The 24,694-nt window shown below is 63.8% G+C and carries 26 protein-coding genes; 7 read left to right on the top strand and 19 right to left on the bottom strand.

The genetic code is table 11. The features are described 5' to 3' along the window. Positions 1-81: 81 nt before the first annotated feature. Positions 82-936: a DUF1499 domain-containing protein gene (locus SO156_RS36425; protein ID WP_458150510.1), complete on the top strand. Its 855-nt coding sequence runs from the start codon at positions 82-84 to the stop codon at positions 934-936. Between the two features lie 28 nt (positions 937-964). Here SO156_RS36425 and SO156_RS36420 read toward each other — a convergent pair whose 3' ends face one another. The 4 genes from SO156_RS36420 to SO156_RS36405 all read right to left on the bottom strand — a co-directional run bounded on the left by SO156_RS36420 (position 965) and on the right by SO156_RS36405 (position 6,344). Further along, positions 965-1,888, bottom strand: coding sequence for an MBL fold metallo-hydrolase (locus tag SO156_RS36420; protein ID WP_458150509.1), 924 nt, complete (start codon positions 1,886-1,888; stop codon positions 965-967). A 140-nt stretch (positions 1,889-2,028) separates the two neighbouring features. Then, positions 2,029-3,243, bottom strand: a complete 1,215-nt coding sequence (locus SO156_RS36415) for an acyl-CoA dehydrogenase (RefSeq protein WP_458150508.1) — start codon at positions 3,241-3,243, stop codon at positions 2,029-2,031. A gap of 128 nt (positions 3,244-3,371) precedes the next feature. Next, on the bottom strand, positions 3,372-4,448 hold the full coding sequence (gene ribB / locus SO156_RS36410) for a 3,4-dihydroxy-2-butanone-4-phosphate synthase (protein WP_458150507.1): 1,077 nt from the start codon (positions 4,446-4,448) through the stop codon (positions 3,372-3,374). Between the two features lie 171 nt (positions 4,449-4,619). Continuing rightward, entirely contained in the window at positions 4,620-6,344 is a 1,725-nt protein-coding gene (locus SO156_RS36405) for a cation:proton antiporter domain-containing protein (RefSeq protein ID WP_498538149.1), read from the bottom strand. A 67-nt stretch (positions 6,345-6,411) separates the two neighbouring features. On the opposite strand from SO156_RS36405, the gene SO156_RS36400 reads away from it, so the two are divergent. After that, the gene (locus SO156_RS36400) at positions 6,412-6,978 is read left to right on the top strand and encodes a DUF3124 domain-containing protein (RefSeq protein ID WP_498538148.1); all 567 of its coding nucleotides are present in this window, start codon (positions 6,412-6,414) and stop codon (positions 6,976-6,978) included. Further along, positions 6,975-8,210 (top strand): aminotransferase-like domain-containing protein, encoded by a 1,236-nt coding sequence (locus SO156_RS36395; protein WP_498538147.1) that lies wholly within the window; start codon positions 6,975-6,977, stop codon positions 8,208-8,210. Before SO156_RS36400 ends, SO156_RS36395 begins: the two co-directional genes overlap by 4 nt. A gap of 8 nt (positions 8,211-8,218) precedes the next feature. On the opposite strand, the gene SO156_RS36390 is transcribed toward SO156_RS36395, so the two are convergent. Continuing rightward, positions 8,219-8,491, bottom strand: coding sequence for a helix-turn-helix domain-containing protein (locus SO156_RS36390; protein ID WP_458150503.1), 273 nt, complete (start codon positions 8,489-8,491; stop codon positions 8,219-8,221). 88 nt (positions 8,492-8,579) lie between these two features. Continuing rightward, on the bottom strand, positions 8,580-9,860 hold the full coding sequence (locus tag SO156_RS36385) for an amidohydrolase family protein (protein ID WP_498538146.1): 1,281 nt from the start codon (positions 9,858-9,860) through the stop codon (positions 8,580-8,582). A 171-nt stretch (positions 9,861-10,031) separates the two neighbouring features. Between SO156_RS36385 and SO156_RS36380 the strand changes: the two genes are divergently transcribed. Both SO156_RS36380 and SO156_RS36375 read left to right on the top strand, forming a co-directional pair. Next, on the top strand, positions 10,032-10,478 hold the full coding sequence (locus SO156_RS36380) for a hypothetical protein (RefSeq protein ID WP_498538145.1): 447 nt from the start codon (positions 10,032-10,034) through the stop codon (positions 10,476-10,478). 106 nt (positions 10,479-10,584) lie between these two features. Next, complete coding sequence (locus SO156_RS36375) at positions 10,585-10,809, top strand: hypothetical protein (RefSeq protein WP_498538144.1); 225 nt, start codon at positions 10,585-10,587, stop codon at positions 10,807-10,809. 57 nt (positions 10,810-10,866) lie between these two features. Here SO156_RS36375 and SO156_RS36370 read toward each other — a convergent pair whose 3' ends face one another. From SO156_RS36370 to SO156_RS36310, 13 genes are all read right to left on the bottom strand, one after another. Beyond that, a complete protein-coding gene (locus tag SO156_RS36370; protein WP_498538143.1) occupies positions 10,867-11,685 on the bottom strand; it encodes an aldo/keto reductase in 819 nt (272 codons plus the stop codon). Positions 11,686-11,840: 155 nt separating this feature from the next. Next, a complete protein-coding gene (locus tag SO156_RS36365; protein ID WP_498538142.1) occupies positions 11,841-13,415 on the bottom strand; it encodes an alkaline phosphatase D family protein in 1,575 nt (524 codons plus the stop codon). Between the two features lie 210 nt (positions 13,416-13,625). Next, a complete protein-coding gene (locus SO156_RS36360; RefSeq protein ID WP_498538141.1) occupies positions 13,626-14,036 on the bottom strand; it encodes a hypothetical protein in 411 nt (136 codons plus the stop codon). 135 nt (positions 14,037-14,171) lie between these two features. Next, positions 14,172-15,608 carry a M20/M25/M40 family metallo-hydrolase gene (locus SO156_RS36355; RefSeq protein WP_498538140.1) on the bottom strand — a complete coding sequence of 479 codons (1,437 nt, stop codon included), beginning with the start codon at positions 15,606-15,608 and terminating at the stop codon, positions 14,172-14,174. Between the two features lie 95 nt (positions 15,609-15,703). Next, positions 15,704-16,198: a RidA family protein gene (locus SO156_RS36350; protein ID WP_458150495.1), complete on the bottom strand. Its 495-nt coding sequence runs from the start codon at positions 16,196-16,198 to the stop codon at positions 15,704-15,706. Positions 16,199-16,222: 24 nt separating this feature from the next. Beyond that, entirely contained in the window at positions 16,223-16,645 is a 423-nt protein-coding gene (locus tag SO156_RS36345; RefSeq protein ID WP_498538139.1) for a c-type cytochrome, read from the bottom strand. Beyond that, on the bottom strand, positions 16,645-18,165 hold the full coding sequence (locus SO156_RS36340; protein WP_498538162.1) for a flavin monoamine oxidase family protein: 1,521 nt from the start codon (positions 18,163-18,165) through the stop codon (positions 16,645-16,647). The genes SO156_RS36345 and SO156_RS36340 overlap by 1 nt, the downstream gene beginning before the upstream one ends. Positions 18,166-18,390: 225 nt before the next feature. Beyond that, positions 18,391-19,392 (bottom strand): NAD(P)H-dependent flavin oxidoreductase, encoded by a 1,002-nt coding sequence (locus tag SO156_RS36335; protein WP_458150493.1) that lies wholly within the window; start codon positions 19,390-19,392, stop codon positions 18,391-18,393. Positions 19,393-19,451: 59 nt separating this feature from the next. Then, positions 19,452-20,189 (bottom strand): SDR family oxidoreductase, encoded by a 738-nt coding sequence (locus SO156_RS36330; RefSeq protein ID WP_498538138.1) that lies wholly within the window; start codon positions 20,187-20,189, stop codon positions 19,452-19,454. 213 nt (positions 20,190-20,402) lie between these two features. Beyond that, positions 20,403-22,022 carry a DHA2 family efflux MFS transporter permease subunit gene (locus SO156_RS36325; RefSeq protein WP_498538137.1) on the bottom strand — a complete coding sequence of 540 codons (1,620 nt, stop codon included), beginning with the start codon at positions 22,020-22,022 and terminating at the stop codon, positions 20,403-20,405. Then, on the bottom strand, positions 22,019-23,185 hold the full coding sequence (locus tag SO156_RS36320) for an HlyD family secretion protein (protein ID WP_498538136.1): 1,167 nt from the start codon (positions 23,183-23,185) through the stop codon (positions 22,019-22,021). The genes SO156_RS36325 and SO156_RS36320 overlap by 4 nt, the downstream gene beginning before the upstream one ends. A gap of 203 nt (positions 23,186-23,388) precedes the next feature. Further along, the gene (locus SO156_RS36315) at positions 23,389-23,547 is read right to left on the bottom strand and encodes a hypothetical protein (protein ID WP_283036784.1); all 159 of its coding nucleotides are present in this window, start codon (positions 23,545-23,547) and stop codon (positions 23,389-23,391) included. Between the two features lie 25 nt (positions 23,548-23,572). After that, on the bottom strand, positions 23,573-23,932 hold the full coding sequence (locus tag SO156_RS36310; RefSeq protein ID WP_458150619.1) for a PRC-barrel domain-containing protein: 360 nt from the start codon (positions 23,930-23,932) through the stop codon (positions 23,573-23,575). 181 nt (positions 23,933-24,113) lie between these two features. On the opposite strand from SO156_RS36310, the gene SO156_RS36305 reads away from it, so the two are divergent. Beyond that, complete coding sequence (locus tag SO156_RS36305; RefSeq protein WP_458150618.1) at positions 24,114-24,341, top strand: hypothetical protein; 228 nt, start codon at positions 24,114-24,116, stop codon at positions 24,339-24,341. 94 nt (positions 24,342-24,435) lie between these two features. Continuing rightward, a partial coding sequence (locus SO156_RS36300) for a DUF4142 domain-containing protein (RefSeq protein WP_498538135.1) occupies positions 24,436-24,694 on the top strand: 259 nt, incomplete at its 3' end.

The following is a 24,694-nucleotide window of genomic DNA, read 5'->3' as shown; positions in this document are numbered from 1 at the left end:
CCCTGCGGAAAATGCGCTAGGTCAGCTTGCTCCCGTCGCCCGTGCCCCGCAACCGGCGACTGACACCGGTGATGGAACATTATGGCCCGCAGGTTTTCCGCTCCCTACCAGTCGGAGCCCGTGTCCGGGCTCGCCAGCTGGGCGCGCAATCTGGCCGTGTTCGCGGTGGTGGCGGTCCTGGTTTCGATCCTCGTCGTCCGCTTCGGCTTTCTGGAGATCAAGCCGGCGCTGGCGACCTTCTTCGGCGGGCTTTCGATCGCAGGGCTCTCCATCCTGTTCGGGCTCGCGGGCTTTGCGGCGATCTGGCAGAACGGGTCGCGCGGCATGGCGCGCATCCTGTTCGCCTTCCTGATCAACGCGCTGATCCTCGCCTATCCCGCCTATCTCGCCTTCCAATACCGCAGGCTGCCGGCGATCCACGACATCACCACCGATCCGATCGACCCGCCGCGCTTCGAGGCGCTGGCGCGACTTCGCACCGGCGACGGCGCCAATCCGGCCGTCTATGCCGGCCTCTATTCGGCCGAGCAGCAACGCCATTTCTATCCTGACATCGAGCCGATCGAGCTCGAGATTTCCGTCGACCGCGCCTATGCACTGTCGCTCCAGATCGCCAACAAGCGCAAATGGCTGATCATCGACGAGCGTCCACCGCAGCTGCCGCGCCGCATCGGCCGCATCGAGGCAGTGGCCCGCACGCCTATCATGGGTTTTCGCGAGGATGTCTCGATCCGCGTCGTGCCTGACGGCGACGATTCCCGCGTCGATATCCGCTCCGCCTCGCGCTACTTCGACAGCGACCTCGGCAGCAACGCCGCGCGCGTCAGCAAGTTCATCGACGATCTCAACACTGCAGCCGACGCCGACGCGCTCAAGCCGGCGAAGAAGACGCCAGTCGTGCCGGTCAAGCCGCCGGCGAAGACGGTAAAGAAATGACGCGATAGCGTCATTCCCGGCATCACGATCAGTCGCTTGCCATCCTGTACGTCCCCGTGATCACGGGATCCCCGTCCGTCGTCACCACGCCGCGCGCAACGAGGTCCTCCAGATGCGCCAGGACGGAATAGCCGGCCGCGGTCGTGAGCCTCGGATCGATGCCGATATAAATCGCGCGCACCATGGTCGGGATGTCGGCCTCGCCTTTGGCGAGGCGATGCAGGATCGACGCTTCGCGCGCCTTGCGGTGGCGGATCAGGAAGCGCACATAGCGCGGCCCTTCAGGAATCTCGGCGCCGTGGCCGGAGAAATAGAGATCCTCCTCGCGCGAAGCGAGCCGGTTGAGCGAGTCCATGTAATCGATCATCGAGCCGTCGGGCGGAGCCACGATCGAGGTCGACCAGCCCATCACGTGATCGCCGACGAAGCTGAATTTCCGTTCGGGCCAGGCGAAGGCGAGGTGGTTGGCCGTGTGGCCCGGCGTGGCGACGGCTTCGAGCCGCCAGCCCGAGCCTTCGATGACGTCGCCATGCCCTACCCTTACGTCGGGCACGAAGTCACGATCGGAGCCCGATTCCGGATTGTGCTTCTCGCTCTCGAAACGCGGGCGCGAGGCGCGATGCGGGCCTTCCGCATAGACAGTCGCGCCGGTTGCCGCCTTGATGCGGCCAGTGTTCGGCGAATGGTCGCGATGGGTGTGGGTGACCAGGATGTGGGTCACGGTCTCGCCGCTGACGGCATCGAGCAGCGCCGCCGCATGGGTCTCGTTGTCGGGACCTGGATCGATGATCGCAACCTTGCCCTGGCCGACGATGTAGCTGACCGTGCCGGTGAAGGTGAACGGGCTCGGATTGTTGCAAAGCACGCGGCGCACGCCGGGACGGACCTCCTCGACGACGCCGGGCTTCAGCGGAAAATTGCGGTTGAACGGGACGTCGTCGTTGTCGGACATGCTCGTGCCTTGCTGACTTCGTCATGCCCGGCCTTGTGCCGGGCATCCACGTTCTTCGTGCGGGCTAGAACGTGGATGGCCGGGACACAGCCCGGCCATGACGCTTGGAGAGTTCTATGGCGCCGCACGCAGGCGCGCGCTCAGAAAAACGCCTGGATGCCCGTAATCGCGCGGCCGAGGATCAGGGCGTGGACGTCGTGCGTGCCCTCATAGGTGTTGACCGTCTCGAGGTTATGGACGTGGCGCATCACGTGATACTCGATCTGGATGCCGTTGCCGCCGTGCATGTCGCGCGCGACGCGGGCGATGTCGAGCGCCTTGCCGCAATTGTTGCGCTTGACGATAGAGATCATCTCGGGCGCGAACTTGCCTTCGTCCATCAGGCGGCCGACGCGCAAGCTTGCCTGGAGGCCCAGTGCGATCTCGGTCTCCATGTCCGCAAGCTTCTTCTGCACGAGTTGGGTCGCGGCGAGCGGCTTGCCGAACTGCTTGCGGTCGAGCGTGTACTGCCGGGCGCGGTGCATGCAATCCTCGGCCGCGCCGAGCGCGCCCCAGGAAATGCCATAGCGGGCGCGGTTGAGGCAGCCGAACGGACCCTTCAGGCCGGACACGTTGGGCAGCAGCGCGCTCTCGGGAACGACGACGCCATCCATCACGACCTCGCCGGTGATGGAGGCGCGCAACGACAGCTTGCCGCCGATCTTCGGCGCCGAGAGGCCCTTCATGCCCTTCTCCAGCACGAAGCCGCGGATCTGGTTGTCGTGCTCGGCCGACTTGGCCCAGACCACGAACACGTCGGCGATCGGCGCATTCGAGATCCACATCTTGCTGCCGGTGAGGCGATAACCGTCCGAGACCTTCTCGGCGCGGGTCTTCATGCCGGCGGGATCGGAACCGGCGTCGGGCTCGGTGAGGCCGAAGCAGCCGACCCATTCGCCGCTGGCGAGCTTCGGCAGGTACTTCTTGCGCTGGCTCTCGTCGCCATAGGCGTAGATCGGATACATCACCAGCGAGGACTGCACCGAGTTCATCGAACGGTAGCCGGAATCGACCCGCTCGATCTCGCGGGCGACGAGGCCATAGGCGACGTAGCCCGCATTGGCGCAGCCATATTCCTCCGGCAGCGTGATCCCGATCAGGCCGAGCTCGCCCATCTCGTTAAAGATCTCGCGATCGGTCTTCTCTTCCAGATAAGCCTTGGTGACCCGCGGCAGCAGCTTGTCCTGGGCGTAGGCTCGCGCGGTGTCGCGCACCATGCGTTCGTCTTCGGTGAGTTGCTCGTCGAGCAGGAACGGATCGTCCCACTGGAAAGAAGCCGCAGCCGGCTTGTCCTTGGCCTGAGGGCGCACGCTCATGAAACGTCCTTTCGCGTCTGGTTCCGTCTAATTGACCATTAAATTAAAGCGCCGCAGCGCCAGTTGCAATTGCGTCCTGGTTTCGGTCATTCCGGAGCCGCGTGGCGCGCGCACGGAATGACCGCGCGTCAGGTCTCGAGCTGCTCGTTGGCGACGATCTCGATGCCGAAGCCGGAGAGGCCCTTGTAGTCATGCACCGACGACGTCAGATGCCGGATCGACGTGACGCCGAGATCGCGCAGGATCTGCGCGCCGACGCCGACCTCGCGCCACTGCCGGTTGCGGTCGGCCTCCGCCGTCGACTCATCCGGCAAGGGCTCCACGGGAACGCCGGCGGCGCCATCACGCAAGTAGACCAGGACGCCACGACCAGCCGTCTTGAAATGATCGAGCACGAGCTGCATGCGCTTGTGCCCGGTGAAGATGTCCTTGACGATGTTCGGCTTGTGGAAGCGCGTCAGTACGTTCTTGCCGTCGCCGACGCCGTTGTAGACGAAGGCGACATGGGCGATGGAATCGAAAGGCGAGCGGTAGGCATAGCCCTGCAACGGCCCGATCGGGCTTTCGGTCACGAAGGTCGCGACCCGCTCGATCAGCTTTTCGCGCGCCTGGCGGTATGCGATCAGGTCGGCAATCGTGACATGCTTGAGCTTGTGCCGGGCGGCAAATTGCGCGACCTGCTCGCCCTTCATCACGCTGCCGTCGTCGTTCATCAGCTCGCTGATGACACCGACCGGCGGCAGGCCCGAGAGCTTGCAGAGGTCGACGGCGGCCTCGGTATGGCCGGAGCGCAGCAGCACGCCGCCATCCTTGGCGATCAGCGGAAAGATGTGCCCGGGACGGGCGAAATCGCCGGCGCCGACATTGGGATTGGCGAGCGCGCGGCAGCATGAGGCCCGCTCCTCGGCGGAGATGCCGGTGCCACCGTCGGGCTTGTAGTCGATCGAGACCGTGAAGGCCGTGGTGTGGGCGGAGTCGTTGTGGGCAACCATCGGATCGAGCCGCAGACGGCGCGCGTCCTCTGTGGTGACGGGCGCGCAGACGATGCCCGAGGTATGGCGGATGATGAACGCCATCTTCTCGGCGGTGCAGAGCGAAGCGGCGACGATCAGATCGCCCTCGCCTTCCCGGTCCTCGTCATCGGTGACGACGACGAGCTCACCCTTGGCAAAGGCCTGCAAGACTTCCTGTACGGTATCGGGCATGTCCAATCTCTGGCTATGGTGGCCGGAGGCTTAGCCGGACTTCGATCCGCGCGCTAGTGTCCCGGACGCAACCGCTTATGCCTTCGGGAGGTCCCGCCAGCACCCAGGCTTGCACCGGAAATACCAGAGATATAGGTCGAGCCCGGCCGCCTGGAAGGCCGCCGAGCGAGCCTATGGCAGCACTTCGCGCCGCTCGCTCAATCGCAGGTCAAGCTCGGTCCGCTTGTCCTCGAGAAGGCCAGCTTGAGCTGCCTCGATGACCGTGAACAGCTCATGCGCATCGCTGAGGCGGGTGACGGTGACATAGTTGGCGCCCGCCGTGTAGAGCTCGCCGACGTCGGACAACAGGTCGGCGGTTGCAACGATCAGTGCTTTCGGGTTGAGCACGCGGACGTGGCGGACGAGCTTCTCGTTGGTAGCCCCCTTCAACAGCGCGTCGGGCACGCTGAGGATGATCATCTCGGACTTGCCGACGCCGGCATGAACAAGCGTGTCGACATTGCTGATGTCGCCGTAGATGACGTGCAGGCCGCGCGAAAGCAGCGTCTGGTACACATTGGGGTTGAAATCGACGACCGTGATCTGCTCCAGCAGCACCGGCGCCTGCCGCTCGATCTCCGCGAGCAGCGCGCTCGCCGCACGGAAAAAGCCGAGAATGATGATGCGCCGCGCCTCGCCATGGCCGCCCTCGTGTCCCTCCTCGGCGTCAGCGTGATCGAGGTCGCGCAGGCCGAACCGCTTCAGGGGGCCGATCGCCCGGCGCGTGATCTCGTCGCTCCTCACCATCACGAAGGTCGAGAGCACCGCGAGCACCACGAAGGCGAAGGAGGCGGCGTTGGCGGTCTCCTGGGCGATGTGGTTGTCGGCGACCCCGGTCTGGATCACGACCAGCGAGAACTCGCTGATCTGCGCCAGGTTGATCGCCGGCAATAGGCTGGCGCGCAGGCCCTGCTGCATCAGATAGAGCGGCACGAAGGTGGTCGCCAGCCGGCTCACCACCGTGAAGGCCGCGATCATCAGGGCAAGCCCGATCACCGACATGTTCGGCACGGGAATGGTCATGCCCAGGGCGACGAAGAACAGCGTGATGAAAAAATCGCGCAAGGTGGTGACCTTGGCGGTGACGTCGAGCGCATATGGGAAAGTCGAAAGCGAGACTCCGGCGATCAGCGCTCCCATCTCGCGCGACAGCGACAGCCGCTCTGCGGTCTCGGCGACCAGGAAGCACCAGGCGAGCGCGCCGAGCAGGATCAGCTCGGGGCGGCGGGCGATCTGGTGGAACAAGCGCGGCAGCACGAAACGGCTGACGAGGAGCGCGGCCGTGACCAGCACTGCGACGCGCACGATCGAGAGCAGGATGACGCTCGCCTGCAGATCGCCAAGGCTCGGTTGCACGGCGAGGAACAGGATGGCGAAGATGTCCTGGAGCACCAGCACGCCAAGGGTGATGCGGCCGGGCAGCGTGTCCAGCTCGCGCTTCTCATAGAGCACCTTGACGATGATGACCGTGCTGGAGAGCGCGCAGGCGACGCAGAGATAGAGCGCATCGAAATGACCGCCGCCGAACGTCAAGCCGATGGCGGCGAAAAACAGGATGCCAAGCAGGCAGCCGCCGAGGAGCTGGCCACCGGCCGCGAACAGGATCACCCGTCCCGCCCGCACGATCTTCTTCAAATCGATCTCGAGCCCGATCATGAACAGCATGAAGATCAAGCCGAGCTCGGAAATGATGCTGATCGATTCCTGCGACTTGACCCAGCCAGCGCCGAATGGACCTATGCAGAAGCCGGCGATAAGGTAGGCCAGGATCAGCGGCTGACGGGAGAAATGGGCCAAAAGCCCGAGCATCCAAGCGAACAAGATACAAAGAGTGATATCACCAATGAGTTCGTGCATCTCAAAGCAGCCCTTTTTGCCGCACCCTAGAGGCGGCTCGCAGCGCGGCAAACGAGCAATTCGTCACATGCCGATCGTGTTGCCAATCGTGCTCGCATTGATAGGCGGCCTGCGCGGCATGGCGCTGCCTGCCGCGGCGCAGCCGAAGGCGAATATCGAACAGGCTTTTGCAGATTCGCTGACGGCGATGCCCAGGGAGGAACTCGTCGCCTTCGGCGGCTTCTACGTACCGGCCTATTCCAGCGTCGCGATGAGCCAGGGCAAGCTACGCGTCGACTTCTCGGTGACGTTGAGCGTCCACAATGCGTCGGAGACCCAGCCCCTGGTGCTGAAGCGGATCGCCTATTTCGACACCGCCGGCAAGATGATCGAGAGCTACCTGAAATCGCCGGTCGCCCTGAAGCCGCTCGCGACGATCTCCGTCGTCATCCCGACCGAGGACGTGCGCGGCGGCACCGGCGCCAACTTCGTCGTCGACTGGGCGGCCACCGGCGAGATCGCCGAGCCCGTGGTCGAGGCCTTGATGGTTGGCGGCGTCGCCAATGCGCACTACGCTTTCATCAGCCAAGGCCGCCCGACCCGGACGGTCGGCAATGCCGGCTGGCTCAACAAGAACAGAGGAAACTGCCCATGACTGCCCACTTCGACTTCGCGCCCCTGTTCCCGCCGGGGCTGCCTGCTCCTTCTGCACGCTGGACCGGGCTTGCCAAATACAGCTTCGTCGGCGGCAACAATGATTCCGAGCAGGTGCCGGTCGATGACCTGATCGCGGCGGTCGATGCGGTGCTGCGGCGCGAGGGCCGCAGCCTCGCCACTTACGGACTGGCGCATGGTCCGCAGGGTTACCTGCCGCTACGCGAATTCCTGAGCGCGAAGCTGAAGCGCGACGCCGGCATCAATTGTACGGTCGACGATCTCCTGATCGTCTCGGGCTCCTTGCAGGCGCTCGACCTCGTCAACCACACGCTGCTCGCGCGCGGCGATACCGTGATCGTCGAGCAGGAAACCTATCAGGGCGCGCTGAACCGCCTGACACGGCTCGGCGTCAATACGGTCGGCATTCCCCTCGACGGCGAGGGCATGCGTATGGACGCTTTGGCGTCTGCGCTTACCGAGCTGAGAAGCCGCGGCATCCGGCCGAAATACATCTATACCATCCCGACAGTGCAGAACCCGACTGGCAGCATCATGCCGGAAAGCCGCCGCGCAGAGCTGTTGCGGCTTGCGGCCGACTACGGTGTCCCGATCTTCGAGGATGATTGCTATGCCGACCTCGTCTGGTCAGGAGAACGGCCGCCCGCCATCCACGCGATGAGCGATACGGGCGGCGTCATCCATATCGGATCATTCTCCAAATCGATCGCGCCAGCGCTCCGCGTCGGCTTCATCGTTGCGCCCTGGGAGGTGATGTCGCGGATGCTTGCGCTGAAGACGGACGCCGGCTCCGGCGCGCTGGAGCAGATGGTGCTCGCCGAATATTGCCGGCCGCACTTTTCGATCCACGTGCCGGCACTCACCCGTACGCTGCGCACAAAACTCGACACGTTGATGGAAGCACTGAACGAGCAGTTCGGAACCGCGGCCGAGTTCGATGAGCCCAAGGGCGGCATCTTCCTCTGGGTGAAGCTGCCGGACCATGTCGATACGCTAAAACTGTACCAGGCCGCGCTCGCGGCCGGCGTCTCGATCAATCCGGGTCCGGAATGGTCGACCAGCAAGAGCCATTCAGGTGCGCGGCTGCGGCTCTGCTTTGCCAGTCCCACACACCAGCAAATCCGCGAGGGCGTCGCCGCGCTCGCCGAGATCTGCCGCAGGGAATTCGGCGTGCCGGCGCGGATCGCGAATGTCGAGAAGGCACGCGCTTGAGACAGGCGTCAGGCGGCCTGCGCCTGACTGCCGTGGATCGCGGACGCCAGCCGCAACAAGAGCACGATCGAGACGTTGCCCTTGCCCGCCTCGATCTGCGCGATGTAGCGCTCGGAAATTCCCGACTTGCGCGCGAGCTCCCGCCGCGAGAGCTCGCAGCGCATGCGCGAGGAGCGCACCCGCTCGCCGAGTTCGGCCAAGAATTCGGTTTCCGAGTAAGGCGGGACGGCGTTACCGCCCGGCAGCGCTTCGCCCGCAAAATCGGTGACTTCATCCAGCATTGATCTATCCACGATCGCCTCCCGAAAGTGCATTATGGCGCGACTTCGGGCCGTCTCATTGACGCGGATCAAATAGCGGAGCGATCGGCTAGCGCACCGCGAACGGCGCCTGGTAGGGCCGGCCGAACGGCACGCCGTTGATCACGGTCTGCACCGGCTTCAGGTAGGCCTTGCCGTCGCGCTTGTTGTTGCGGGTGTCGACGAAGGTAACGGGGCCCTCGACCAGCTCCATGATCGCGACGTCGCCGGGGGCGCCGAGCTGAAGGGTGCCGAGCTTGGGCGCCCGGTTGATGATCTTCGCCGGCGCGCTGGTCGTCATAGACACCACCTGCTCGAGCGTGAAGCCGAGCGTCATGAACTTGCTCATGACGTTGGGGAGGAACGGTATCCCCGGCGAGTTGCCGGAGAAGACGTGGATGTCGGACGAAATGGTGTCCGGCGTGCAGCCGCCGGGAATCGCGACCTCGGCGACCGTGAAATCGAAGCTGCCGCCGCCGTGCCCGACATCGAAGATCACGCCGCGCTGCTTGGCGGCAAGCGCTGCCGGCAACAGCCGGCCGTCCTGCACGATGTTGGTAAAAGCGCCCGACATGTTCGGCGCGCCGGAATAGGAATGCGTCAGCACGTCGCCGGGGCGCAGCAGGTTGAGGATGTCGGACATCAGCTCCTTGGTCTCGACGCCGCCGATATGGACCATCATCTTGGCCGGCCAGCCACAGAGCTCGCAGGCCTGGATGCCGCGCTTGAGCGGTTCGAGCCCGTGCTTGAAGATGACGTTCTCGGACATCCGCACCTTGACGCCGATGAGAAAGTCCGGATTTTCCGCCAGCGCCATCGCGCACGCTTCCATTTGCGCATTGTCGATGTTGTAGAGCTCGGCGACCGGGAATGCCGATAACCCGTTGTTGGCGATATGCACGAAGGCGTAGATGCGCGCCCGTGACTGCGCGACGATGTAGCGGCGCAGCGCCGCGAGATTGTTGACGCCGGCATCGCCGGCCGACACCACGGTGGTGGTACCCTGAAACTGCACCAGCTCGTCGGCGGGAATACCGATCGCCGAGCCATAGGGATAGACGTGGCAATGCAAGTCGACGAGTCCGGGCATTACCAGCTTGCCGGAAGCGTCGATGCTTTTCAGGGCACGCTCCGCCGGAATCTCCGACTCGACCGCCTCGATCACGCCCCAGCGGATGCCGATATCGCGTTTGCCGCGAAACGATTGGCTAGGATCGATCACATCACCGCTCTTGATAACGAGATCGAACTTGTCGACCGGCCCCATGGCCGCCTCGGCTCGGCCCGAGAGGGCCGCCGCTGCAGACGATCCGGCGAACATGAGAAGCTGGCGACGCGACAACTCGGTCATGGCGACGTTCCCCCTTCATCTGTTTGTTGTGGAGATGATGCGCCCCGCGGTGTGCGGGTGCAAGCACCATGCATAAGCGTGCCGAGTTGCAGTGCGGCATAACAATGCTAGGCTTCAAGCCATTGCGGCGGGCAATAGCGGGGATTTTCAGAAGTGACGGGATTGTTCTTGATGCGCGGGGCCAGCGCGGCGCTGGTCTGGCTTGCGCTCATACACACAGCCGGTGCCGAGACGCTGGCGGCAACGATTATCAATTGGGGGCTGCTCGGCACCTGGGCGATCGATTGCTCGCTCCCGCCCGGCCGCGACAAGGGCGCAGTGCTCACCTACGAGGTCAGGCCGGACGGCAGGGTGATGTACCGCCGCAACTTCGGTGATGCCACAGACGAGAACGAAGTCGTTGGTGCTTCGACCGACGCAGACGGCCAACTCAACATCATCGTGTTCTTCCCATCGCTGCATCAGGCGCGCGAGTTCGGCCTCGCGTTGCAGGAGGACGGTAACCTGCGCGCGATGTACAATCGCGGCGAGCGCGGCGACTACACCATCCGCGACGGCAAGTTCGTGAAGACCGGCGTGCCGACACCTGCGCAGCACCGCTGCGGCAACAGCACGTGAGCGCGAAGGCCGAAGCTGAACAGCCGTTCAGAATTCTCCTTGCAGTTCCTCCGGAACGTTCACGCGCATGCGCGGTTTAAATTGGCGTTCATTGGAGGAGGATATTATGAGGAAGCTTGGCTATGTCGTCGCTGCCATCGGTGCACTTGCGATCGCGGTGCCGACGATGGCGAGCGCCGAGACGGTGGTGATCAAGAACCATCATCACGGCCCCTACGGCGCCCGCGCCGAATTCCGCGAGCACCGCGACTACGGCATGCATCGTGGCTGGCATCATCACGGCGACAGGGTCGTGGTGATCAAGCGCGGTCATCGCCACTACGACTATTGATGCGCACGCTGAAATGGCCCCGACGGGGCCATTTCCTTGCGTCCATTTATTATGAGATCAATCCCACGCCGGCGCAAAGCCGGGACTAACGCAGCGCCTGTCCTTTGGCAGCGCCGCGATTTTTCTGCGATCGTCGTCGTCGAGTGTGATCTTCAGAGCGTCGAGATTGGCCTGCTGGCTCTCTCGCCGCGACGCCTTCGGAATCGCCGCGACACCTTTCTGATCGAGCAACCACTTCAGCGCGACCTGCGCGGCGGTCGCCTCGTGCTTGCGGCCGATCTCGCCAAAGACCTCATCGGAGGCGATGCGTCCCTGCGCGAGCGGGCAGTATGCGACCAGCGGAATCGACTTTGCGGCGAGATAGTCGATGACCTTCGATTGATCGAGCATCACGTGATATTCGATCTGGTTGCAGGCAATCGGCGCCTTGATCTCCTCGACGGCGAGCTTGAGCAGCGCAGTATTGAAATTGGCGACGCCGATGGCGCGGGTGCGGCCCTCTTCCCTCAGCTTCATCAGCGTCTCGAAAACCGCCGGCCAGTTCGCATTGCGCGACGGCCAGTGCACGAGATAGAGGTCGACGTGGTCGAGCCGTAGCTTGTCCAGGCTGGCGTCGAAGGCGCGGCGGATCGCCTCCGGCGCGAGGTTCTCGTGCCAGACCTTCGTCGTGACGTGCAGCTCGCCGCGCGGCACGCCGGCGCCGGCAATCGCCGCACCGATCGGCTCTTCATTGGCGTACATCTCGGCGGTATCGATATGGCGATAACCGAGCGACAGCGCGCTTTCGACTGCGGCGCGGCAGACATCGCCCTGCATGCGGAACGTGCCGAGGCCGAGCTTGGGCATGCCGATGCCCTGGGTTTTCAGACTTTCCATGGAAACACTCCTGACGAATTCCAGGCCGCCGGACGCGCACCAACAAAGGCCGCGCATACAGACTTTTCGGTAATGGAGGGCGGTGGCGGGACGACCACTATAGCGGGGCGGCCACCGCGCGGCCAATCAAGATCGGGTTAGTTGGCGCCAGCCTCTTACGAATGCTGTGCCACCACAGCAGATCGCCCTTGCGGCTGCGGGTGGATGTCGACCGACCAGAGGTCGCGATTGTCGACGTCCTTCAGCGTCACTGTCATGACCTCCGTGCCGCCGTCGATGTCGACGCGGCCGAAGAACTGGAGTCCGAAGCAAGGCGCAAGGTTCTCGCCCTGCTCGGCATTGCAGCCATGCTGGTACAGCGCGACCGGTCCAAAGGTGTTGTCGAGCTCACCCGGCCCCCAGGTGCCGGCATGGAGAGGACCTGAGACGAATTCCCAGAACGGCTCGAAATCGGAGAACACCGCGCGGTTGGGATCGTAGTAGTGCGCCGCGGTGTAGTGCATGTCGGCCGTGAGCCAGACGATGTTGCGCACGCTGGCGCGCTTGATGAAGGACAGCAGATCCGCGATCTCGTGCTCGCGCCGGTCGGGCGGTCCGTCGCCGAGCGCGACGGCATCGAGGCTGATCAGGCCAATGGGCAGGTCGGCCGCGATCACCTTCCAGGTCGCGCGCGAAGCGGCAAGTTCCCGCTTCAGCCAGGCGAGCTGATCACGGCCCAGGATCCAGCCGTCGTGGTCCTCGCCCTTGTTCCAGGTACCATCGCGGTAGCTGCGCATGTCGATCATGAAGACGTCCAGCAGCGGTCCGCAAGCGATCTTCCGATAAATACGGCCTTGCTGCCGCGGAATCTCGAGGACCGGCATGAAGTCGAAAAACGCACGCCTCGCGCGCGCGACGAGGCGTGAGGTGCCGTCGGCGTCAAATCCTGTCTCGTCGACACTGCCATAGGGCGACCAGTCGTTAGTAACCTCGTGGTCGTCCCATTGCGCGAACATCGGCACCTCCGCATGGAAGGCGCGGAAGTTCTCGTCGAGGTGGTTGTATCTGTAGTTGCCGCGGAACTGCGCCAGCGTGTGCGCGACTTCCGATTTCTCTTCGGTGACGAGGTTACGCCAGATCTCGCCGTTCGGCAGCTTCAACTCGGCAGGAATGGTGCAGTCGGCATAGATGTGGTCGCCGGAATGAATGAAGAAATCCGGGCGATTGTCGAGCATGGTCCGATAGCTGCGCATGCCGCCGCGCGACGTATCGATGCCCCATCCCTGCCCGGCGGTGTCGCCAGACCACACGAACGAGATCGACCTGCCGGCAGCCGGCGCGGTGCGAAAATGTCCGGTGCGCGTCTCGCCGGCAACGCCGGTCGCGATGTCGTCGAAGCGCACGCGGTAGAAGATGTCCTGTCCGGGCGGGAGGTCGCGCAGCAGCACCTTCGAGGTGAGGTCGGCATCCGGCAGCGCGTCAATGGACGCCGTGCACAGGATCGTCTTGAAGCTTTCGGCGGTGGCACATTCGATTTGCATTCGCGCAGGCCGATCGGCGCGCGCCCAGATGACGGCAGAGCCTTCGGACACGTCGCCCGACTGGATGCCGCCTGCAATCAGCGGTCGATCAGCGGCGCGGCTGAGATATGGTTTGGCGAGAGAACCGAGACCGGCGAGCGCGAGGGAGGATGTGGAGCGGACCAGAAACTGCCGCCGGGTCCATGCGCGCGAGGCGCGGAGCGTTGCCATTCAGAAAACCTTCGCCGAATCGCGACGAAAGGTGCCTGAGCTCCTTGACTCCAAACCGACGGTTTTTTGACTCCGCGCCTACCGTTTTGCGACGGGCGGATGACGCCTAATTATTTGAGCATGATCTCCGCGCAAACGCGTTCCGCGTTTGTCGCGAGGGAAAACCGTTTCACACTTTGCGCTAACGCGGCCCTTCGGGCAGGACCACGCTCAGCGTTTCCAGTTGCAGATGCCGCCCGATCTGCACGGCCAGGTCTGGACGCGCGTGTCCATCGCCTGCGCATCCAGCGGATTCGTGTGCCGATGCACCAGCTTGGCACGAGCAGCGCCACGCGGTTGCGCGCTCTTCGCGTGAGCAACCCACGGCTCCGGCGCCTTCACGCGCTCGGTCGCGACCGTCTTCGGCGTGACGTCAGGCACGGCACGCGCCGCGTCACTTCTTGCTTCCACCCGGACCGGCGCGAATTGCGTCGCAGGGCCGAGCCGCTTCGGCGACAGCACCGCCTTGGAGAGATCGAGGCCGAGATAGTCGTCAGGCTTGTAGTCGTCAGCCATCGCCGCGCTGCTGCATGCCAGCATGAGCGCGGTGGCGAGACCGAAAGAAACGCCTTTCAGGACCAAGAGATGCCTCCTGAAATCAATTAAGGGCCAATTTTACCCTTATTTAGGAGGCGTGAGCCGGATTTCCAGCGGCAGATTGTCGTCAGGGTTACTGGCCAGCGAAGCCGACCTCGGATTCTCAGGCCTTTCGCACGCTCAGGAACCGCCGGCTAGCATCTTGACCAGCCGGTAGAGATATTCCTGTCCGTTGTAAAACGACGTCACGGGAACACGCTCGTCCCTGCCATGGATGCGGTTTTCCCCAATGTCGATCGCCATGCCGGAATGGCCGTAGGTCGGGATGCCCGCATTGCGCAGGTAGCTGCCGTCCGTGGCGCCGGAACTCATGACCGGGAGCACGATGGCGCCGGGGAAGAATTCGCCCGAGAGCTTCTCGATCGCGCCCATGATCTCCTCGTGCAGCTCGCTGGGCGCGCTGATCACAGCCGTATCGATCTGCGTCAGCTTGATGTCGGGATCCGCCAGCGCCTGCTCCAGCGTCGCCTTGACCTCCTCGACCGGCTCGCCCGGCATGATGCGGCAATTGACCTTGGCACTCGCCGACTGCGGCAGCGCGTTGATGGCATGCCCGCCCTGGAGCATCGTCGCAACGCAGGTCGTGCGGAGCTGGGCATTGTAGACCGGGTTCGCAGCGAGCCGGACAAAGGATAGCGCCGCAGGATCAGGCTTATCCGACATCACGGCGCGCATGTCGGCCGCGGTCTGGTCGTTCTCGAACTGCGCGCTCTTCTCAAAATAGCCGCGCGTCGTCGCGTTCAGCTTGAGCGGGAAGTTGAACTTGGACAGGCGCACGAGGCCCTCGGCCAGCTTGTAGATCGCGTTGCTCTTGCGCGGCACCGAGCTGTGACCGCCGGGATCGGTGACGTCGAGCTGGAAGCTGACGGGGATTTTTTCGCTGGTCTGGACGCCGACGCGGATCGGCTTGCCGTCCTTCAGGCCCACGCCGGCGCCCTCGTTGAGCGCGAACTCGGCATCGATGAGGTCGCGCTTGTTCCGTATCAGCCACTGGATGCCGAGGGCGTCCCGGTCGAATATCTCCTCGTCCGTCTCCAGCGCAACGATGATGTCGCGGTCGGGCTTGTAGCCCTCCTGCTTGAAACGGATCATGCTGGTGATGAAGGCGGACGCCATGTGCTTGTCGTCGGCTGTGCCGCGACCGTAGTAGTAGCCGTTCTTCTCGGTGAACTTGAACGGATCGACCGACCAATCCTCGCGCAGCGCGGGCACGACATCGAGATGCGCGACCAGCAGGATCGGCTTGCGGGCGCCGCTGCCGTGCAGGCGGGCGACAAGATTGCCCTTGTGCGGCGCGGGCGAGAAGACGTGCACGTCCGAATCGGGAAAGCCCGCCGCCTTCAGCCGCGCCGCCATCGCTTCGGCCGCGCGCGCAGTGTCGCCAGTCGCGGTGGTGGTATCGATCTCGACGAGCTCCTTGTAGACGTCGTGGGAGAGCTGTTGCTGCGGGCTCAGGCCTTCGGCGGCCGCCCCGCCGGTGAGCAGCAGCGCCGTGCAAGCCACCGCGAGCAGCGCGTTACGGCACGAGAAATCGTCGTTGGTGATCGTCTTCTTCATCTCGTGCTCCCAGAATGCAGCCTCGCTGAATTCAGACAGCGCAGGCGCGCTTTGGCAAGCGCGATCGTTCTGCCGTTTTTGCAACGGCCCCCGGCCTATTTCGCGTCCTTCACCGCGATCACCTCGATCTCGACCAGGAAGCCTGGATTGGCGAGCGCGGCGACCCCGACCACCGAGCGGGCCGGCAGGTTGGGCTGGCTGCCGCCGAAGAACTGGGTGTAGCCCTCCATGAAGGCCTTGAAGTCCATCGGTGCAGACGCATTGTGCACCAGGAAGACCTGCATCTTGACGACGTCGCCCATGGTGAGGCCGAGCCCCTCCAAAATGCCTTTGATGCGGTTTAGGACGCCGACGGTCTGAGTCTTGGTGTCGCCATAGGCCTCTCGGCTCTGGGCATCGGCATCCTTGTTGGCGACCGGCGGCACCTGGCCGCTGACATAATAGGTCGTAGCATTGCCGGTGACCTGCACGGCCTGCGCGATCGGAAAGGTAGAGTTCGGAATGGGATGCCGGATGACCTCGGCGTGAGCCGTACCCGCATGGGAAATCGCGAGCAACGCGCCAATGACGGCGCCGGTTTTGAAATTCATTGGTTCCCCCTTCTTGCCGGTGCGTCAGCGACGCGCGTCCCTCACCTCGTTCGCCGTCACCACATCATCGTAAGCATTGCCGAAGTGCGTGCGCAGATAATTCACGACGGCGGCGATCTGCGCGTCGGTCATCATCTCGCCGAACGGCGGCATGGCGCGCCGGCCGTTGAGCACGAGATAGATGGGATAACCGCGCGCTTCCAGATTCTTGTCGGCGACGAGCGACGGATAGGCGCCGGCGCCGGAGGCCCCGCCGGCATCGGGCATGTGGCAGCCCTGGCAGATATTGGCGAACAGCTCCTCACCCGTCGTCTCCGCGAAATTGAAGCCCGAGCTGAAGATGCGGTTTTCGGGGCCGTCATGCGCCCGCGCCGTTGCCGACAGCATCATGAGTGTCGACATGGCAAGCCGCACCGGCCATCGCTCCCATCGAAAACCCTTACTCATCACGTTCTCACCACGCGGTCATGCAGCCGCGCAATCGCGTCGAGCGCGGAGAGGATCGCGCCCTCCTGCCAGGCCGGCAGCGCCGAGGCGTGCTCGCCCGCGAGCACGATGCGGCCGTCGATCTGACAGAGATTGTCGTAGTGCGCGGCGCGCGCCTCATCGCTCCAGTCGCCGCTGCAACCGAGCACGAAGGGCACCCGGTGCCAGGCGACCGCGATGCCGTTTTCGAATTCGCTCTTGTATTGCGGGTGAATGACGGCGCCGAACTCGACGGCGCGTGCGACCCGCTCCGCCGGAGACATCGCGCTGAATTCGTAGGAGTTCGGACCGTCGAACAGATAGGCGCCGAGCAGCACACCGCGCCCTGCGCGGTTGTAGTCGTAGTTCGGATAGGCGATCTGTCGGATCGGCAGATCGGTGTAGCTGATGCCGCCATAAATCGCCTCGTCCTCCTCCCAGAACCGGCGTTTGAATTGCAGGCCGATCTTCACGGACGCGGCATAGGGAACAGCATCGATCGCCGATTTCATGGCGGCGCTGACGTCGAGCGGCAACTGGCTCAGGATCGTCAGCGGGATCGTGCAGACGCACCAGTCGGCGTGCACCTGCTGCACCGCGCCCGGCTTCTTGGCATCGACATAGCTCACGGTGACGCCGCGGGCGTCCTGCTGGATCTGCGTCACCTTGGCGTTGTAGCGGATGAGATCGCCGACCTCCTTCGCAAAGGCCTTGCCGATCATGTCCATGCCGCCGACCGGCTGGAACATCGTGGTCTGGAAATTGTAGTGCGCAAAGCCGCGCAAATAGCGCCAGAGCCGCGACTTCAGCACTTCCGACAGGCCAACCGGCTCGCTCGGCTCCGGCATCGCCGTCAATCCGCCGCCGGGATCCTTGGTGTAGCCGCGGAATTCCGCCGAGATCAGATTGGCCTTGTAACCATAGCCATTGTCGAGCGCGCCCCACGAGCGCAGCGCCTGGAGCAGGATCTCCTGATCTTCCTTCGACACGCTCTCATCCAGCTTGCCCTGCTGCGTCACTTTTGCAAGCAACTCGGCGATCTGGCCTTGGAAATCAGCCTTTACGGCGCGCAGACGCTGGGGCTTGCCGCCGAAGGCGCGCACCGAATGCAAGAGAGCGTTGTGATTGAGCTGGTTGAACGGCTCGAGCGCGACGCCCAGCCGCCTGCAATAGTCGAGCAGCGCGCGGTGATGATAGGGAATGCGCCACGGCCCCGGATTGAGATAGAGCCCGTCCTCGAACTCGCACACCTGCTTGTGGCCGCCGAGCTCGGTGAAGACGTCGCCGCCCCGCAGCGTCCAATTGCGGCCGCCGGGGCGGCTGTTGAATTCGAGGATCTGGACACTGTACCCCGCCTTGCGCAGCTCCAGCGCCGCGGTCATGCCGGCAAGGCCCGCACCGAGTACGAGCACGGAGGCGCCCTTGGGATCGCCTTCCAGTCGGATCGGCCCCTTGTACCGCGATTCCGATGCGAGCCCGAGGCTCGTCATCGCATGGTACATGGCCGCGCTGCCGGCCACCGTGCCGATCAACGCAAGAAGATCACGTCGCCTGACGGTCACGGGTTCGCTTCGCATGGCGTTACGGGAAAGGGCCCAGTCCTGAGCCGTCAGAAAACAGCACGCCGCGTAGCGAGGCAACACACGCGTTGTTGATCAGCGCGCCTTCGCGCGGCGCGATGAGAATCGCTGATCGCGGTCCTCATCGTTTGCGCCGCAGATTCGACGTCACGCGACCTTGCGCGTTGCCGCCTTGCCGTCGAGGAAGCCCATCAGCCTGTCGCGAATGATCTCGTCGGCCTCGCTCATGATGCGGTCGACGAGTTCCTTGCAGGAAGGAATGTCGTGGATGAGGCCTGCGACCATGCCGCAACTCCAGGCGCCGGCATCCATCTCGCCCTCGATCATGATCCTGGGATAGACGCCCGCAACCTGGTCGTGGATGTCGTCGATTTTCAGCTTTCCTCCCTTTTCGCGCTCGATCTCGAGCAGACGATCGACATTGGCATTCTTCAGCACGCGTTCGGTGTTGCGCAGCGCGCGCATGATGAGACGGGTGTCGAGCTCGGTCGCAGTGACCAACGCGTTCTTCACGTTCTGGTGCACCGGGGCTTCCTTGGTGGCGATGAAGCGCGTGCCCATGTTCATACCGCTGGCACCCAGCGACAGCGCGGCGACGAGGCTGCGGCCGTCGGCCATGCCGCCGGAGGCAACGAAGGGGATCTTCAACTCCTCGGCCGCACGCGGCAGCAGGATCATGTTGGGGATGTCGTCTTCGCCGGGATGTCCGCCGCATTCAAAGCCATCGACGCTGACCGCGTCGCAGCCGATTCGCTCGGCCTTCAGGGAATGGCGCACCGAGGTGCATTTGTGGATCACCTTGACGCCGGCTGCCTTCAGCGCCGGCATGTATTGTTCCGGGCTGCGGCCTGCGGTCTCCACGATTCTGACACCACCCTCGACGATCGCGGCGATGTATTCCGGATAAGGCGGCGCCGAGAAAGTCGGGAGGAAAGTGAGATTCACGCCGAACGGCTTGTCGGTCATTTCGCGGCAGCGCGCGATCTCCTTGGCAAGCAGCTCCGGCGTCCTCTGGGTGAGTCCGGTGATGATGCCGAGCCCGCCGGCATTGGAGACGGCGGAGGCGAGTTCGGCAAAGCCGACGAAATGCATGCCGCCCTGGATGATCGGATGCTCGATGCCGAACAGTTCGGTGATCGCGGTCTTCACGTAGACGTCCTCCGGGATGATTTGCCTGGCGCGAGTTTAGCCGTAGTCCTGCGCCGCGGTCACCATTTCTCTCCGAAGGGACGGATCTCCATCTCGAAGGTCCAGGCGCTCTTGGGCTGCTGATAGAGCTGCCAATAGGACTCCGCGACCGAGGCCGGCGGCATCAGGAGATCGGGATTGTCGAGCGCGCCGGGGCCGAGCGCCTCGAGGCGGCGCTGCCGTACCCATTCGGTGTCGACACCAGAATCGATGATGAGGTGCGCGACATGGATGTTCTTCGGTCCCAATTCGCGCGCCATCGCCTGGGCGACCGCGCGCAGGCCGAACTTGGCGCTGGCAAACGCGGCATAGCCGCTGCCGCCGCGCAACGACGCGGTTGCGCCGGTGAAGAAAATGTTGCCGCCGCCGCGCGGCAGCATCAACCGTGCCGCCTCGCGCCCCGCGAGGAAGCCGGAATAGCATGCCATCTCCCAGACTTTCCGGAATACGCGCTCGGTGGTGTCGAGGATCGGAAAATTGACGTTGGCGCCGACGTTGAAGATGCAGACCTCGAGCGGCGCCTGCTTGTCGGCCTCATTGAGGAAGGAAATGATCTCCTCCTCCTTGCGCGCATCGAGCGAGCGGGCGTGGATCTCGCCGCCGGCCGCTTCAACCTCCTTTACCAGCGGCGCGAGCTTGTCGCCATTGCGACGGCCGGCGAAGACGGTGAAGCCTTCAGATGCGAACTTCTTGGCGATATCGGTGCCGATATAGTCACCGGCGCCGATGATGGCAGCCGTGGCGTTTCGCTTGGACAAGCTCGCCTCCCTCTGAGGGGCCGCGCCACGGCGGTGTCGCCCGCCTACACAGCGCAGGCCGTTCGGTGATATTGATATCGAACGTATAGTTCTAAAACAGAACTGTCAAATTCTCGGCGCACTGGCCATAAGTCAGGCCAAAATATCCTGATCTTTCACATAAGTTTCTTTTCCCAACTTACCGCGCTAGCTCTTGCGAACCCGGCAAAGCAATCAATGCCCGCGGGCCGGGGTGCGCAGGTCGATCGGGCGAATGATCGCAGCGACGGGGATCATCAGGACGGCGATGATCGCGAGCGTCCAGAACACGTCGATATAGGCAAGGAAGTCGACCTGCTGCTGCAAGGTCCTGCCGACCCAGGCGATCGCCTGCGAAGCCGCATCCGACGCGTTCGAGCCCTGCGCCTGAAAGAACTGCGTCATTGCGTCTATACTCTGCTGATAGCCGAGATCGGACGGCGCGAGATGCTCGATCAACCGGCTCTGGTGGAATTGCTGGCGCTGGGCGAGGATGGTTTGCGCCAGCGCAACGCCCATCGAGCCGCCGATATTGCGCGCGACGTTGATGAGCGCAGATGCCTGGTTGGTCTTGTCCGGCGGCACGCCATCATAAGAGGCCGTCGTCACCGGCAGGAACAGGAAGGGAAGACCGAGCGCGAGCAGGATGCGCACCATCGCCGCATAGCCATAGGTGATGTCGCCGTTGATTCCGGTGAGATGCCACATCGCGACCGCGCAGATGGCCGCACCCGTCATGATGAGATATTTCGACTGCACCATGCCGACGAGGCGGCCGACCACCGGCATCAGAACCAATGTTGCGATGCCGCCGGGCGACAGAGCGAGACCCGCAAGCATCGCCGTATAGTTCAGCTCTGTCTGCAAGAGCTGCGGTATGAGCTGCGTCGTCGAGATCAGCACCGCGCCGGTGCCCAGCATGACCACGAAGCAGGCGCCGAATTGCCGCCGCCCGAGCAGGCGAATATCGACGATGGGATCGTCGCGCAGCAATTCCCAGGGGATTAGCGCTAACAGGCAAAACGCGGAAAGACAGGCAAAGGCAACGATCATGTTCGATCCGAACCAATCGTTGCGCTGGCCTTCATCGAGCACGAACTCGAGCGAACCGAGTCCGATCGCCACCAGGATGAAGCCGATATAGTCGACACGCAGCCCCTTGGCGAGCAGGGCTGCCCTCTCCTCTTCCGCACCCGATGGTTCCTTGATCAGTGTGCCGACCAGGAACAGCGAGACGAGGCCCATCGGCACGTTGATCAAGAACACCCAGTGCCAGGAATAGGTATCGGTAATCCAGCCTCCGAGCGTCGGGCCGATCACGGGCGCGACCACGACGGCGACGCCATAGATCGCGAACGCCTGCCCGCGCTTGTGCGGCGGAAAGGAGTCGGCAAGGATCGCCTGCTCGCTGGTCGCCATGCCGCCCCCACCGAGACCCTGCAAGATTCGGAACAGCACCAGGGCCTCGAGACTCCAGGCCAAGCCGCAGAGCAGCGATGCCGCCGAAAAGGTGGCAACGCACATCATGTAGAAGCGCTTGCGGCCGATCACGGTGGAGAGCCAGCCCGAGATCGACAGCACGATGGCGTTGGCAACGAGGTAGCTCGTGATGACGTAGGTACTCTCGTCGAGGCCGACCGCGAGCCCGCCGGCGATGTGGCGCAACGAGACGTTGGCGATGGTGGTGTCGAGCACCTCCATGAAGGTGGCGATGGACACCACGAAGGCGATCAGATAGGGATTGTGTCCGCCCGCAGCGGAGCGCTCCGGCGACCAGCCGCCAGCCGCCGCCCCGCCGTGCGCGATGTCGGTCATCGCACCTTCGTCCAGGGCACGACCGACATGCCCGGCCCCACCGGCAGATCGGCCGGCCAGCTGTCGACCACGATCTTCACGGGCACGCGCTGCACCACCTTGACGTAATTGCCGGTCGCGTTCTCTGCCGGCAGCAGGCTGAACGCCGTGCCGGAGCCCGGCTGCACCGACGCCACGTGACCGGTGAGCTTGCGATCGGGATAAGCGTCGATGCGGATCTCGACCGACTGGCCGGGCCGCATGTCCTTGAGCTGCGTTTCCTTGTAGTTCGCGACGATCCAGACATCGTCGGGCACGAACATCATCAGGCTCTGACCTGGCGTGACGTAGGTGCCCTTGGCACCGCTGAGCTTGACGACGCGCCCCGGCTGGGCTGCGAGCACGCTCGTGTAGTCGACGTTCAGCCTGGCCTGATCGCGCTGCGCCTCGGCCTGCTTCGATTGCGCCTTCGCACCTTTGAGCTGCGCCTCGAGCGTCTTGATTCCGAGCTCGGCGCTGGTTACCGCAGTCTTCGCACGCTCCGTGTTGGCCTGCTGCGCCTGAAGGTCGGAGTGAGTCTGCTGCGCGCGCTGGACGGTTCCGGCGCCCTTCTGGACGAGATCCTGCGCCCTCGCGTCTTCTTCCTGCGCAAATTTGAGCTGTGCCTGGGCCTGTTCGAGCTGGGACTTGGCCTCGTTGATCTGCTCCTTCTGGGACTCGATCTGGGCCTCGACGTTGCCGATATTGGCCTGCGAGGCCGCAACTTGCGCCTCAGCCTGGTCGAGCGCGATCTGATAGTCGCGCTCGTCGATCCGCGCCAGCAGATCGCCGGCATTGACGTGCTGGTTGTCGGTGACGGGGATCTCGGTGACGTAGCCGCCGACCTTCGAGGCGACGGAAAAGCTGCGCGCGGCAATGAAGGCATCGTCGGTCGATTCATAGTGCCGGATGTTCAGCCAGTAGACGAGGCCTGCCACGAGCACGGCGATCAGAACAAGGGCACCCGCTGTCGTGAGCAACCAGTGCTCGCGCAGGCGGTCGCGCAACGAGGGTGCGGGTGTTGCCGCGCGCGATGCATCGGGCGCCTTGTGCGCCTTGTCCGAGGCGTCCTGAGGGCCGTCCTTGTGCGGGGGCTGTTGCGGCTGCTCCGCGGATGGCCCACGCGCTCGTGTTTGAGCATCCACGGCTTCATTCCTCGGTCAGTTCAAAGGTGTCATGGCTCGTTCGGCCCAAGCGCCAACCACTGCTGTCATGTCCCGGCTTGACCGGGGCATCCAGTATTCAAGAGACAGCGAGTTTCATCACGACCGTCGCGGCGTACTGGATCGCCCGGTCAAGCCGGGACATGACGTCGGAGTGCGTGGCGCGCGGCTCATCAATCACACACTCAATGCGTCTTGCTCTCGTGCCACTTCTCCAGATCGGGCTTCGCCTCACCCGACCTCTGTTCTTTCTCCGGATTGCCCTTCCAGGGCTTGTCCGTCTGTGCGTGCGATCCCCAGTCGTTTTGCTGCCGGGGATCGTCCGTGGGCTTTTCCCTGCTCATCGGAAACTCCTGTTCGAAACCTGCGCTAGATGATCGGCACGCCATAGTAGGCGTTCAGCGCGCGCACCCTGGCCTCGTCGCTCCAGTTCCACTCGGCCGCCTCCCCATAGTGCGGGGCACCGCGCAACTCCTTGGCTGTGATGCCGGTGACGTAGCCGCCGAGGTCGGTGTCGTATTTCAGCGACTGCCAGGGCAGCGGATAATGATCGTTGCCGAGCCCGAGGAACCCGCCGAAGCCGAGCACGGCGTAAGAAACCCTGCCGCTCTTCTTGTCGATCATGACGCGCTCGATCGAACCGATCTTGTTGTGGTCGACGCCATAGACCGAAGTCCCCTCGACCTTGTCGCTGCCGATCAGAGCGCCTGTTTCACCTTGATCCATCATCTTGAGATCTCCGTTGAGACTCGCTTTTACGGATCAACCAAGCCGCGAAGCGATCGTTCCGGCGCTCTCGCCACGTGTTCCCCGCTGCGGCCTGGAACAACGCTGAAAAGCAGCAGTTTTCCCTGACGCGAATTCAAGAGCACCAGTGTTCGAATCCATCATGCCGGGAAAGGAGTGAGACATGAGCGACTTTCGCGACATCCAGCATGGCGTCAACGATCCCGTGGACGGCGTCGACGTGAAGCGGCGGATCAACAACAACGAGACACCGCACGAAAGGGCACAGCGTTACGCCGACGTGCGCGCGATGCCGAGCGCGCAAGCCGACGAGCCGTTCCTCCCCGAAGGGCTGCGCCGGCCGCCGACCAAGCCGCTTAACCCGCGCGCCGGCCGCAATCCGACCGACTAGCGGCGCATTGGAACAAGCGCTCAACCCGAATGTTGGTCGCCGCACAAAACCAGTGCGGCGACCGGTTTCTGTACGCCGTCAAGTTCGGAGGATCATGAGAAGCACACTGATCGCACTCGGCTGCTGCCTGCTCGCAAGCCCCGTGCTCGCGCAATCGGTTGGCGAGAAGACCGGCGTGAACTCGGTGCTCGGCGTGGCTCCCGCCGCGGCCGATTTCGTCAAGGAAGTTGCGATCAGCGACATGTTCGAAATCGAATCAAGCAAGCTCGCCGAGCAGAAGGGCTATGCGCAGGAGAAGACCTTCGCGCAGCAGATGGTGACCGATCACACCAAGACCTCGACGGAGCTGAAGC

It is taken from the genome of Bradyrhizobium sp. UFLA05-125, from assembly GCF_059803515.1.
Note: the sequence above shows the minus strand (reverse complement) of the source record. Positions and strands in the feature narration are given on the sequence as shown.